We start from the raw sequence: 11828 nt of genomic DNA, 5'->3' as shown, positions 1-11828 counted from the left end.
TGGATTGTGGAGGTTGCGTTTTACAGCAGCCCTGTTTCGTCCAACATTTTACGGTAAAAGTCGGCTTTCTTCTCCAATTTCATGGGATAGGCCCGTGAACTGGACGGCATGCGATACAGCCGTAATTCGCGTCCTTCCGTCACGAACGGGCTGAAGCTTCCGATGGCTGGCTGCGATATATGGAAGGTATCGCACAACGTGTCGGTAGCTTTTTGTCCGGTGGTGACGATGGCCGTGCAATGGGGGATTTGTCCGAGCAACCGGGGTAGGTCGGTCGGGGTGACGACTTCCAAAAACTTGTCCGACGCATTATCCTGAAGACGGCGGACGGCGGAAGCCGTATCGTATAGGGCGATGCCCTTGTCGAGCAGGAACTCCACGATCATTGCTTTCTTGAAACATTTGGCCCGTTCATCTACAAACCAATTCCGGTCGCCATGGAAAATGTATCCCATGATGCGCCACATGTCGTTGATGAAGTTCGGGTAGTAGAAATCCATGCACCAACGTTTCTTCTGGGGTGGGAAACTGCCCAGCATCAACAGGCGTGCATGGGGTGGAAGGAACGGTTGCAAGGGATGTTCTTCGGTGGGAACGGGGGTGGGGGAATCTGTTGGTGTCATGTGTATCTATCTGTATGCTTTACGTTTATGAAAATTCAGTCCGATATATAAATTCAGTGTGCCGAACGTGTTGTTGATGGACAGGCGGTTGTGGCGGTAATTGTAGTTGTGCACGATTAAAGACAAGCCACCGAAATATTTGGTGTTGTTCCATACCAGTCCCGCACGCCCCGTGACGTCGAAATTCAGGTTTCTCAGATGAGAAGCCAAAGCCGAAGTCTCCGTCTCGTTTTCCGATTGCACGGCGGCTGTATGTGTTTTTTTATAACCGATGGCCGGCACGATGGAAATGCATAACAACCAGTTTTTCTTGAACACCCAGTTGTAGGCATAACCGCAACTCAGGCTGAAATCCGTGTATTTGACTTTATCTACCTGGAAATCCTGGCTGAGTTCGTGGTCCGGGTTATGGGTGAGCACGGGCGGTAGGGCATTATAATCGAAATCCAGTTCGTGCCGGGTATAGGCAAAACCGACTTTCCACGACCCGCAGCTTTTGCGTTGTACGGTACTCTGTGCAAATGCGGCTGGATAAGAAAAACGTTTGTGGTTGAAGATGTAATAGGCATTGATGCCTGTCATTTTTACGTTGATGCCGTGGCAGTTTTCGCCTTCTACTTCTTGTGCTTCTTCGCCAAGGCCTTTCACTTTACGCAGGCGGAAATCGTCTCCTGTCCGGCGGTAAATAAGGTCGCAACCGAGCATGGAACTATACAGGCTCAGTTCAAACTCCGTCTTCTTCGATTGTTGGCCTTTGCCTAAAGAGGATACTTCGAAGGTATATCCTAAAAAAATCCAACGCCAACCTAAATAAGGTCCTATTTTGATGGCCGGGCGGGGAGAGAATGACAGCTTTTGACCTAACTCCCGGCTGTGCAGCGTGTAGGTTTCGAAGCTGTTCGTGTTTTGCAACATGAACGCCCAGTTGTATTTGTTCGGGGTGATATAAGTCGTGTCCATGGCGTTGAATACACGGAAAAATTGTTTGAAGATATTTCCTTTCCGTTTTTGGGGCAAGTCGGATGGTATGGCTGTCTTTGCGCTGTCAGCAAATTCCGTAACAGCAGTGTAGGCTTCACCGATAGGAGATTGTGCGGAAGCGGAAAAACAAAGAAGACAGGCGTGTATGATCAGTGCGTTCCGTAATTTCATCTTACAGTTTTCCCAAGATTTTGTCCATAACCCAATTAACCGGTGTGGCACTCACGCTGTCGCAAGTACAGATGGCTTGCTTTTGCAAATGTTCGACGATGTTGTGAATCAAAGGGAGTTGCACGTGGTCGGGATTCGGAATGACGAGTTCTTCGCGACCGCGTTCCGTATGCAGGGCAATGGGGTCGTAGGTGAATACCGAGAAGCAAATCTGTCCTTTGTCGCCGATGATTTCAATACGGTCGGTCTTTGCCGATTCATGGGCGACAAAACACCAAGAACCGGAACCCGGCGTACCGTCCGGGAATTGGAAACAGGCACTGACGTTATCTTCCGTGGCATATAGTCCTTCCCGGTTGGAACAGTATCCGTGGGCTTTGATAATCGGGCCGAAAAATTCCTGTAACAAATCCAACTGGTGCGGGGCGAGGTCGTAGAAATAACCTCCTCCTGCGATGTCGCGTTGCACACGCCAGGGCAGTTCCCGGCTGTTGTAGTCCAAATCACGCGGTGGAACAGCAAACCGGATCTGCACGTTGAGCACCCGTCCGATGGCTCCGCTTCGTATCAGTTCCTTTACTTTGGCAAAGTAAGGCAGGTAACGCCGGTAATAGGCCACGAAGCAAGGCACACCCGTTTGTTGGGAGACACGGTTGATGCGGCAGCATTCTTCGTAGCTTACCGCGAGGGGCTTCTCTACATATACCGGCTTGCCGGCCTTCATGGCCATGATGGCAAAAGTGGCATGTGAAGAAGGAGGAGTGGCGATATAGACGGCATTTACGTCGGGGTCGTCCACTAATTCCTGTGCGTCGGTGTACCATTTGGGGATACCGTGCCTTTCGGCGTACGAACGTGCTTTTTCTTTATTACGGCTCATGACGGCTTCGATTTTAGAGCCGGGCACGAGACTGAAAGCCGGCCCGCTTTTCTTTTCCGTCACTTCCCCACATCCGATAAATCCCCATTTGATGATGATTTCCGCGTCCATATTCGTGCAATGAAAAATGTAATCTTTACGCAAATGTACAAAAAAGGCGGCATATTCCGGCTGATGGGCGGCAGAAAGTTTGGATAAAGCCGGTAGTGCCGTTTCCGACGAGGTATAAAAAATGTTATCTCATCACTGAGGTATGGAAAAATATGGTATTTTTGTCCGGCAAAAGAACATTAAAGTTTCAAATTCGGTTATGGAAGAGAAGAAAGAAATGGATGGGGGCTTGTTCAAAAGCCGTAGTTATCTGAGTTGTCTGAACGAGGGACTGAAATTGCCTACACGTCATATCCTGCCTTTATTGAAGTTTTTGTACCCTTCGCTCATCGTGGGTGCGGTGGTGATGGGATTGTGGGGCGTGTTTTTCAATCAGATTACCGTGGCTTTGACGCGTTGGATGGCAGCAAGCGAACCGGTCGTGCTTTCTTTTCCATTGTTTACTCTTATCCTATTAAGTGTGTTGTCCCTGTTGGCCGATAGCTTTTATATGGGTAACGTGATGACGGCTATTTCCCGTTTTGCTACGGCCGGGGCGTGGCCTGTGTTGCGGTTCGGTGAGGCCAAGCGTGAGGTATTCGATGCTTCCCTGCGGGCTTTGACGTGTACGTTGGTGGCCGTCGTGGTTTTCTCTTTGCTCATCGTGCCTGTGACTTTGTGGTTGGGGCCGGGCAACGTCTGGGTGACTGTGGTGTCGTATGTCCTGCTGCTTGCGTTGGGAGTGCCTTACTGTATGGTGATTATGGACTATATGTTGGGCGAACGCCGCGACTTTTGGTATAGCCTGAAGCGTATGAAAGATGGTTACCAGTACTGGGGTGCGTTTTTCATAATCTTGTTTTGCGGAGGTCTTATCATGGGAGTGTTGGCAGCTGTGAGTTGGTTGCCGGCGGGGATTCTGGCATACGCCGGTCATGCTTCCCTGACGGGGGTGTTGGAAGGAGACGCAACAGACCTGCCTTCATACGTCCCGGCTTTGGTCGTATTCTTCTTTATGTTGGCTTCGGTGATAGCGAACGTGTTCAGTTGGCTTACGCTGTTCCCGTTGTCTTACTTGTATGGTTCGGTCGAGGCACGGAAACAGGAGAAGGCCTCTTTTGAAGAGGAAGAACGCCGTTTGCAGGGTTTGCAGTAGTTTCAGGTAAGAATAAAACCGTCATGCCCCGTATCAATGAATGATTTGATACGGGGCATGACGGTATATGGAAAGGGAGTTTTTTGCTCGGGAAAGGTGTTCTCCTGTGCGGGCGAATGGATTTATAGAAAGTGTTGATGGTATTCTATTTTTTGCAGAAATTCAGCTACGTCACGCCCGTCCATGAGCCCGTGATGCACGGTGATAGAAAGAGGAAGTTTATATAGTCCGTTTTCCTGTGTCAGCTTTCCCGTGGAAATACGAGGGACGGAATCTCCGGTCCGGATGGAACCGACATGTTTCATTTCGGAAAATGCGAACCAGGGCAATGCCGAATAGCGGATGACATCGGGTCGCCATGTGTTTTCGGTAACGGACAGGCCACTCCCTTTTTTCACTCGTTCTATTTCTTTTTCCGCATTCCGTATAAAAATGTCGATGTCGTCATGGTACTCGAAAAAGCCGAACCCGAAAGTTCCGTCTTCTCGTCCAATGGTGGGAGATACGTGTATGGTGTCGTACCGCACGGGCTTCCCGTCTTCTATCCGGAGCCGGAAGGCTTCCGTTTCATTGGCGCATTTCAACAGGAAATGTACGGACGAGAGGAAGAAGGGGCGTTGGTGTGCTTTGATATGTTCGTAGGCTTTAGTGAAGTCTACGAGTGTGGTGATTCCGAAAAAAGGATCGTCGAACCGGGAAAAGAATTCGAAATGCTCCCTGCGGTTCCAATGGGTGATGTCGATGCTTTGTTTCATGGATATGAGTGAAAACTTTTTAATTGAAGAAATTCCACGAGAGTCCGAAATGGATGTTCATCGGATTGATGGGATAGTGGGGGACGAGGAATGCGTTCTTGTTGCCTGTTCCGTTGTTTACATGGTTCACGTTCACATAAAAGCGGCAGTGCTTCAGGAAGAGATTGACGTAGGCGTTGCAAATGGGATAGTTGCCTAACTTCATCCGCGTTTCCGGCGACTGCACCGTAAACTGTTGGATGATGGGGGCATAGTCCGGAGCATAGTATTCCGTGAAATAACGGACGTCGCCGCCCAACTGCACGCGCAGTACCTTGGCAATGTGGAATACGATGTAGAGGTTGCTGTAGGCAGAGAGGTCCGGCAGGGGGAGGATGTCCTGATTACTAGTCTTCTGGTAAGCCACCTCGTTGTCCCAATGCAGGATACCGAATTTGAAGTTTTGGTTAAGCCGTGCGCTGAACACTTGTACGCTGCCCCCGTATTGTTTGACGGAAATACGGTTGCTGTAACCGGCGAATTGTCCCCCTTCATCGTTATAAGCTATTTTGTCTGTGGCGAAGTAGGCATAATTCTTGATGTTTTCCACTCCGACGGTGAGGGCTGTCCGTGTACGTTTCAAGGAAAGCGTTCCCTCTATCCGGGTACGGAATTCTTTGTTCAGGTCGTTGTCCCACCAGGCGAACTGCGAATGGTAGTGGCGCATGTAGAAACTCGGATTCAGGTTCTTGACGAATGCACGGGCTGCCAACTGTACGGTATCTTTAAACAACCGGAAGTTCAGGTCTGCCCGGCCTTCCACATCGAATTGCCCGACGTCTTCTCCGAGCAACGTCACTTCGCCTGTCACATCGTAGTGCAGGGTTTTTCCTTCCCGTTTGCTCAGTTGTCCGCCTACCGAGATATTATTTTCCGAATAGCTTCGGATGATTTTGTTTCCGCCGTTCAGGTCCGGCATGGTATAATGCCGGTATTCATGGGATGCAAAGGCTGTGAGGCCGGCTTTCGCCCATTTGTTGAAACCTTCGCGAAGGGCTATGCCTAAAGTGTTTTGGATGGCGTAACCCCGCGTGCGGTCACTCATATTGTTGGGGTCGCCATAAAACAAGTCGGCATAATAGTGGTCGGGCGTATCGTAAGAATACACCGTGTGCTTGGTGTTGCGGATGCGCAGGGTATGGATGAAACTGGTGACCGGTACGAAATCCTGCGGATTGTCCTGTTTGGCCATGAAGTCGTTGCGCAACGAGTCCATGACGGCATGTTGGTATGCCGTGTCCGCCTTTTGGTATACGGTGAACAAGCTGTCGCGCAGTCCTTTCAGCAATACGGAATCGGCAGGCATCACCGGACGGAGCGAATCGGGCAGTTCGATGTCTTTGTAGAATCCTAAGTTATAACGGTGTGTGAGATAATACGTCTGGTCTTCGTTACGGTTCCAGTTTTCCGACAAGATGGTCGGGATATCCCTTGAACCGTAGGAGCGTGTGAAGTCTTCCGGATGGGTGATGTAGTCGTCATTCTCGATACCGCCGTTCTCGCCCATTCTCATGTGGTTCACGCTAATCCATGCATGCATGTTGTAGCGGTCGTCCAGATAGTAGCCGTATAGCGAACCGTTGAAAAGTGAAGTGGCTTGGTTGTTGTAATACCCGCGTCCGTATAAGTAGTCGAGCTTGAACCCGATACCGGAAATCTTATTGATGTTGCTGGCGAAATAAGCTCTCAGTCGGTCTTCTCCGTCCTGCTTGTTGCCGCAGGAGTGGTAAGACAAGTTGGTGATGGGACTTAGCGTGTTGGTGAATTGGAATTCGCTCACCGGAGTGTAGAAATAGTCGAACGGGTCGGCAAAGATGAAGTTGCTGTAAGGCTTGCGGTTCATGAAAAGGCGCGACAGGCGGGGAGAACCCAAATTGCCCAGAAAGTTGTACTGTCCCGTAGGCCCGGCCGTCAGGTTGAAGTTCTGGAAATTGTTCGGCAGCGTGTCCACGTCTACAGGAGTGATGTTGCCGAAACGTTCGTCGATATTCCAGGCGTATGAGCCGATAGGGATGATTTTGTCTTCGGCTTGTGTTGTGTCGCGTCCCCATGTGTACGCATCGTTACCGTAACCGTCGATGACAGGATTGCCGTTGGCATCGAGTTGGACGGGATTGCCGTTGGCATCCACCGGATTACCGTAGGCATCCGTGCCATAGATGGGGTTACCGACAGGCATTTGTGCCATGGCGGGCGACACCATGCACAAACTGACATATAAGAAAAAAGTAAGTTTGAGTCTCATAACGGGTGCAAAGATAGCGAAAGGCGAGCGCAGAGGCAAACGAAAAACAAAGTTTTTCAAGTTTGGATCTGCCAGGCTGCATCCTGTTTTGACGATAGTACAAGGTTATGGAAAAGAAAAAGGGATGTATTTCCCGATTTGGAAATACATCCCTTTAAGTTTTTTCAACCGGAGGTTTCCGTCAATCTGCCGGGTTGATGATTTCCATGCCTTTGCGTAAGGCTGCCTCGTTCATCGGGATGAGGTGGTGATGGCGTTCGGGCAACGTCTTGCGTAGTGCGTGGATTACATCTTCCACTTCTACCAACGGACGTACTTTCAACAGTCCTCCCAAGACAATCATATTGAATGCCTTGGCTGCTTTCATCTCTGCGGCCGCGTCCATGGCGTCGATACGATAGACCGTGATGTCCTTGCGAGAAGGCGGCGTGCTGATGCCGTATCCGTCGTAAATCAGTGTACCGCCCGGTTTGATGCGTTGTTCGAATTTTTCCAACGAAGGTTGGTTCAGGATAACGGCCGTATCATACATGCTCAGGATGGGAGAGGATATTTTGTCGTCGCTGACGATTACGGTGACATTGGCTGTACCGCCACGTTGTTCAGGGCCGTAAGAGGGCATCCAGGTTACTTCCTTGCCCTCCACCAAGGCAGCGTATGCCAATATTTTCCCCATGGAAAGCACGCCCTGGCCGCCGAAACCGGCTATGATGATTTCTTCTTTCATGACCATTAGTTCGTTTAATGTGAATCGTTTGCTGTTGCGGTGTCTTTCAGATCACCGAGCGGATAGAATTTAAACATGTTGTCTTCCATCCATTGGTTGGCTTTTTCCGGAGAAAGTTTCCAACCGGCGTTGCAGGTGGCTACCACTTCCACCAGACTGGCACCTTTGCCGTTCATGGAGTTTTCAAAAGCTTTCCGGATAGCCTTTTTTGTTTTCCGGATGGAAGCCACGGAATGGACGGATTGACGGGTAACGTAACATGTACCCTCCAAAGAGGCGGCGATTTCTGTGAACTTCAGGGGGTAACCGTGCAGGTCAGCTTCCCGCCCGTAAGGGCACGTGGCGGTTTTCATCCCCATGAGCGTCGTGGGGGCCATTTGTCCGCCCGTCATGCCGTAAATGGCATTGTTGATGAAGATGATGGCGATATGTTCTCCCCGGTTCAGGGCATGGATGCTTTCGGCCGTGCCGATGCACGCCAGGTCGCCATCACCCTGATAGGTGAAGACCAGACGGTCGGGCCACAAGCGTTTGATGGCGCTAGCCACGGCAGGAGCACGCCCGTGGGCGGCTTCTACCCAATCCACGTCTATGTAATTATAGGCAAAAACGGCACAGCCGACAGGAGAGATGGCTACGGTCTTATTCTCCATACCCATTTCTTCGATGACTTCGGCCACTAATTTGTGAACTACTCCGTGGCTGCACCCCGGGCAGTAATGCATCGGAGTGTCGTTGAGCAGCGTAGGTTTCTTATAGACCAGATTTTCCGGTCGTATGATTTCTTCTTCAGTCATGGTTCAAACGGTTAAAACAAGAAACGCAAAAAGAATTCGATGATTTTGAAGCCCATGCCGGCACCGATAACGGCCATGCCTGCCAACCGGTTGTCCGGCCAGGCAAAATAGAGGATAAGCCCCACCACGGCGCACAGTAAAAAAATCACGTTTAATATGCTGCGCACTTTTTCTACGGAAACTCCTTTTTTGGCGCGTTCTTTGCATGCGGTTTCTTCTATCAGTTTTTCTATCTCCTCGCGGTTCATGATATTTTATTTAATGAGTTTTTCTTTCAGGGCTTGTATCACTTCATCCGGGGCGGGCACGACTCCCCCCATACGGCCATAGTGGGCTACCGGTGTCCGTCCGTTCGTGGCCAACAGGATGTCTTCCAACATCTGCCCGGCATTGATTTCAAAGCTTAGGATTCCTTTGACCTGTCGGCTCAAACGGGCAATTTCCGCAGACGGGAAGGGCCATAAGGTGATAGGGCGCAACAAGCCGACTTTAATTCCTTCGGCTCGGCACATTTCAATGACTTTTTGTCCGATACGGGCCGCAGAACCGAAAGCGACAATCAGATACTCTGCATCATCGCACAAGATGGATTCGAAGCGGACTTCTTTTTCCTTGATTTCTTTGTATTTGGCTTGCAAATGCAAGTTCTTTTGTTCCATGCTTGCGCTGTCGAGGTCGAGCGACGTAAGCACGTTGGGGCTTCCTCCACGCATCCGACCCATGGCGGCCCAAGGGCATTCCCGGCGTATTTCTTCCTCCGTACGGCGCGGCTTGAACGGGGGAAGCACCAACTTTTCCATCATTTGCCCGATGACGCCGTCACTCAATATCATGGCCGGGTTACGGTATTTGAAAGAGAGTTCGAACGCCAAATCCACGAAGTCGGCCATTTCCTGTACCGAAGCCGGAGCCAACACAATCACATTGTAGTCGCCGTTTCCGCCTCCGCGTGTGGCCTGGAAGTAGTCGGATTGGCTCGGTTGTATCGTGCCCAATCCCGGACCTCCCCGCTGCACGTTGACAATCAGTCCCGGTATTTCCGCTCCGGCCATATATGCGATGCCTTCCTGCATCAGGGCCACGCCGGGGCTTGAAGACGAGGTCATGCTGCGTTTGCCTGCCGCACCGGCACCATACACCATATTGATGGAAGCCACTTCGCTTTCGGCTTGCAATACGACCATCCCCGTCGTTTCCCACGGTTTTTCCAAAGCCAACGTTTCCAATACTTCCGACTGGGGAGTAATGGGGTAACCGAAATAGCCGTCGCAGCCGCAACGTATCGCTGCATGGGCGATGGCTTCATTACCTTTCATTAATACAACTTCTTTTTCTGCCATAGCTTTTATTCTTCTTTCTTTTTATACACGGTAATGCATCCGTCCGGGCACACCACGCCGCAAGATGCACATCCGTTGCACAAATCCTTCTGGACCTGTTCGGCATAATGATACCCTTTTTTGTTTACTTGTTTCTCCGTGAGCGCTAATATATGGAGCGGACAAGCCACCACACACAGGTTGCAACCTTTGCAGCGTTCGCGGTCTACTACAATCATACCTCTGAATTTCCCCATGATACTTTAATACTAAAAAATCTTTTTACGGGTTATAATAATCCTTGTGATAAAACTCTATGATATTCATCAACATCTGATGGGCTTCGACAGCCGGACTGTCCGGGTTAATGGCCATGGCCTCTAAATAACAGTTCAAGGCTTGTGCGAAATCTCCACGTTTGCGGTAGGCGTTGCCCAAAAGGTAGTAAAGCCGGTCGCAGGGGGTAGCTGTGGCCTGAATCTGTTTGTCCAACCGTAAGATAGCCTCATCAATTTGCCCTTTACGTAGCATTTTGTCGATTTCATTTTGTATGTCCATCTTTACTGATGTTTGCTGTCTTTACAAAGATAATCTATATTTATCAAAACTGCTAAAAAAGTTGCATTTTAAAATACTTTTAAATAATTAAAACAGCTATATATGATGCCGTGTTTTCTTTAAATTATTGTATATCAGTATAAGACATTTGTTGCTGTATATGGTTGTAAATGAAACGATATATGCCGTTTGAAATACGTATTTTTTGCGCATATTTCTTTCTTTTGTGCCGTTTTTATGCAAATTGCACATCAAGGGGTAGAAGTGTGTAATCCTGTCTTTTATTTAGTAAAATCAGTTTTTTTTGCACTTTTTGTCAAATGGTATAATTCTGTATGAATGGGATGTTACAATTCCACCACTCTGTACCGGTTGCCGTAATGCGTGTGCACTTTCTGCACCCCTTCGGCCACGAGGGCCTGGGCAAGTTTCGGCAGCGTCACGCCTGCCATTGCCCCGGGTTCCAACCGTCGCAACCGTGCGAATATTTCGGGTAGCGAAAGCGGGCGTACCTTCTCGCCCGGCTGAGCCGCACGATAGTAGCGGCGCAACACCTCCCCGGCCGGGCAGATGCGGTAGAAAGCCGCGTTGTGCAACCGCAGGGCGTTCTCTTCCCCGTGGCTGAACCAGTACCGTTCCCCGTTTTCCAGTTCCGCCTTCAGTTGGGCGTAGATTTGCGCATGGTCGATGCCCGTGCAGTCGATGGGATGCTCCACGAGCACACAGATGAACCTGCGGCTTCCCGAAGGGTCGGAAAGCAGTTCGCGCGAGTTGGATGTGCCGATGAAGGAGGCGATGCGCGGCAGGGCTTGGCCGTGCCTTTGGTAGGCCTTGCGCAGGTTGAGTGCGGAGAGCTGCATGAGGTTTTTCAGGAGCGGGTGTTTCTTCTCGGGGATGCGGTCGAACTCGTCAAGGTTCAGCAGCCCCATCTCGGTGAGCTGCCGTTCCACCTTGTCGGGACGTGCGAGGTCGACGCTGTCGGTGTAGTAGGCCTGCAACTGCGGTGGCAGCAGGGCGCGGCAGAAGGTGGACTTCCCGAGTCCCTGTTCGTCGCTGACGAGCAGGGGCGCGGTGCTGTGTGCGTGCAGCCCGTCGGAGAGACCTGCCCATTGCGCGGCCAACCCGAGCATCCACCGGTGGAAGGCTTGTATCCACAAGGGGCTGTCCGACACGTGGGCGGCCAGGTCGTGCAGCCGGTCGCGCCCGTCCCATGCCGGTAGCCGTTGGAAATACTGCCGGAAGGGATGGTATTCCGGTATGTCTGCGGAGTGCACCATGCGTGCCACGTCCCGGTCCCAACAGTCTATGCCGTGTCGGTGCGCTTCGAGGCATACGGCGTTCAGGTCTCGTTCCGTGACGGGCCGGAAGGTGCCGTTTTCCTTATCAGGCAGGCAGCGGAATTCCGTGGCTCCGGTGAGCACGTTGAAGCGGAACCCGTATCGTCCGGCAAGGAAGCTGCCGAGGGCGGATTCGAGGTTGGCGGCTTT

At 50.8% G+C, this 11828-nt stretch carries 13 protein-coding genes; 1 reads left to right on the top strand and 12 read right to left on the bottom strand.

Annotation, left to right across the window (positions count from 1 at the left end; all coding sequences use genetic code 11):
• Positions 1–20: 20 nt before the first annotated feature.
• The 3 genes from AC5RDV_RS04550 to AC5RDV_RS04540 are packed head-to-tail and all read right to left on the bottom strand — an operon-like array spanning position 21 to position 2766.
• A complete protein-coding gene (locus AC5RDV_RS04550; protein ID WP_172604649.1) occupies positions 21–623 on the bottom strand; it encodes a uracil-DNA glycosylase family protein in 603 nt (200 codons plus the stop codon).
• A 6-nt stretch (positions 624–629) separates the two neighbouring features.
• The gene (locus tag AC5RDV_RS04545) at positions 630–1775 is read right to left on the bottom strand and encodes a DUF4421 domain-containing protein (RefSeq protein ID WP_282747225.1); all 1146 of its coding nucleotides are present in this window, start codon (positions 1773–1775) and stop codon (positions 630–632) included.
• 1 nt (position 1776) lies between these two features.
• Complete coding sequence (locus AC5RDV_RS04540) at positions 1777–2766, bottom strand: Gfo/Idh/MocA family protein (RefSeq protein WP_008627474.1); 990 nt, start codon at positions 2764–2766, stop codon at positions 1777–1779.
• A gap of 199 nt (positions 2767–2965) precedes the next feature.
• Between AC5RDV_RS04540 and AC5RDV_RS04535 the strand changes: the two genes are divergently transcribed.
• Positions 2966–3901, top strand: a complete 936-nt coding sequence (locus AC5RDV_RS04535) for a hypothetical protein (protein WP_282747226.1) — start codon at positions 2966–2968, stop codon at positions 3899–3901.
• Positions 3902–4023: 122 nt separating this feature from the next.
• On the opposite strand, the gene AC5RDV_RS04530 is transcribed toward AC5RDV_RS04535, so the two are convergent.
• From AC5RDV_RS04530 to AC5RDV_RS04490, 9 genes are all read right to left on the bottom strand, one after another.
• Positions 4024–4656, bottom strand: a complete 633-nt coding sequence (locus AC5RDV_RS04530) for a chloramphenicol acetyltransferase (protein ID WP_282747228.1) — start codon at positions 4654–4656, stop codon at positions 4024–4026.
• 19 nt (positions 4657–4675) lie between these two features.
• Positions 4676–6940 (bottom strand): putative porin, encoded by a 2265-nt coding sequence (locus tag AC5RDV_RS04525; RefSeq protein ID WP_282747230.1) that lies wholly within the window; start codon positions 6938–6940, stop codon positions 4676–4678.
• Positions 6941–7121: 181 nt separating this feature from the next.
• Positions 7122–7667, bottom strand: a complete 546-nt coding sequence (locus AC5RDV_RS04520; RefSeq protein ID WP_040602849.1) for a 2-oxoacid:ferredoxin oxidoreductase subunit gamma family protein — start codon at positions 7665–7667, stop codon at positions 7122–7124.
• Positions 7668–7681: 14 nt separating this feature from the next.
• Positions 7682–8464 (bottom strand): thiamine pyrophosphate-dependent enzyme, encoded by a 783-nt coding sequence (locus AC5RDV_RS04515; protein ID WP_282747232.1) that lies wholly within the window; start codon positions 8462–8464, stop codon positions 7682–7684.
• An 11-nt stretch (positions 8465–8475) separates the two neighbouring features.
• On the bottom strand, positions 8476–8712 hold the full coding sequence (locus AC5RDV_RS04510; RefSeq protein ID WP_282747234.1) for a hypothetical protein: 237 nt from the start codon (positions 8710–8712) through the stop codon (positions 8476–8478).
• Positions 8713–8718: 6 nt separating this feature from the next.
• On the bottom strand, positions 8719–9804 hold the full coding sequence (locus AC5RDV_RS04505; protein WP_008627483.1) for a 3-methyl-2-oxobutanoate dehydrogenase subunit VorB: 1086 nt from the start codon (positions 9802–9804) through the stop codon (positions 8719–8721).
• Positions 9805–9809: 5 nt separating this feature from the next.
• Positions 9810–10040, bottom strand: coding sequence for a 4Fe-4S dicluster domain-containing protein (locus AC5RDV_RS04500; protein ID WP_130892980.1), 231 nt, complete (start codon positions 10038–10040; stop codon positions 9810–9812).
• Positions 10041–10065: 25 nt separating this feature from the next.
• On the bottom strand, positions 10066–10341 hold the full coding sequence (locus AC5RDV_RS04495; RefSeq protein WP_276789264.1) for a tetratricopeptide repeat protein: 276 nt from the start codon (positions 10339–10341) through the stop codon (positions 10066–10068).
• 347 nt (positions 10342–10688) lie between these two features.
• Positions 10689–11618, bottom strand: a complete 930-nt coding sequence (locus tag AC5RDV_RS04490; protein ID WP_494222141.1) for a VapE domain-containing protein — start codon at positions 11616–11618, stop codon at positions 10689–10691.
• Between the last annotated feature and the right edge of the window lie 210 nt (positions 11619–11828).

The organism is Paraprevotella sp. (assembly GCF_986071375.1).
Note: the sequence above shows the minus strand (reverse complement) of the source record. Positions and strands in the feature narration are given on the sequence as shown.

Bases quoted from the DNA above. Each gene is read 5' to 3' on its own strand.
- AC5RDV_RS04495 (WP_276789264.1), bottom strand. From the start codon at position 10,341: ATGGACATACAAAATGAAATCGACAAAATGCTACGTAAAGGGCAAATT.
- AC5RDV_RS04535 (WP_282747226.1), top strand. From the start codon at position 2,966: ATGGAAGAGAAGAAAGAAATGGATGGGGGCTTGTTCAAAAGCCGTAGT.
- AC5RDV_RS04525 (WP_282747230.1), bottom strand. From the start codon at position 6,940: ATGAGACTCAAACTTACTTTTTTCTTATATGTCAGTTTGTGCATGGTG.
- AC5RDV_RS04500 (WP_130892980.1), bottom strand. From the start codon at position 10,040: ATGGGGAAATTCAGAGGTATGATTGTAGTAGACCGCGAACGCTGCAAA.
- AC5RDV_RS04545 (WP_282747225.1), bottom strand. From the start codon at position 1,775: ATGAAATTACGGAACGCACTGATCATACACGCCTGTCTTCTTTGTTTT.
- AC5RDV_RS04515 (WP_282747232.1), bottom strand. From the start codon at position 8,464: ATGACTGAAGAAGAAATCATACGACCGGAAAATCTGGTCTATAAGAAA.
- AC5RDV_RS04520 (WP_040602849.1), bottom strand. From the start codon at position 7,667: ATGAAAGAAGAAATCATCATAGCCGGTTTCGGCGGCCAGGGCGTGCTT.
- AC5RDV_RS04530 (WP_282747228.1), bottom strand. From the start codon at position 4,656: ATGAAACAAAGCATCGACATCACCCATTGGAACCGCAGGGAGCATTTC.
- AC5RDV_RS04540 (WP_008627474.1), bottom strand. From the start codon at position 2,766: ATGGACGCGGAAATCATCATCAAATGGGGATTTATCGGATGTGGGGAA.
- AC5RDV_RS04505 (WP_008627483.1), bottom strand. From the start codon at position 9,804: ATGGCAGAAAAAGAAGTTGTATTAATGAAAGGTAATGAAGCCATCGCC.
- AC5RDV_RS04510 (WP_282747234.1), bottom strand. From the start codon at position 8,712: ATGAACCGCGAGGAGATAGAAAAACTGATAGAAGAAACCGCATGCAAA.
- AC5RDV_RS04550 (WP_172604649.1), bottom strand. From the start codon at position 623: ATGACACCAACAGATTCCCCCACCCCCGTTCCCACCGAAGAACATCCC.
- AC5RDV_RS04490 (WP_494222141.1), bottom strand. From the start codon at position 11,618: ATGGTGCACTCCGCAGACATACCGGAATACCATCCCTTCCGGCAGTAT.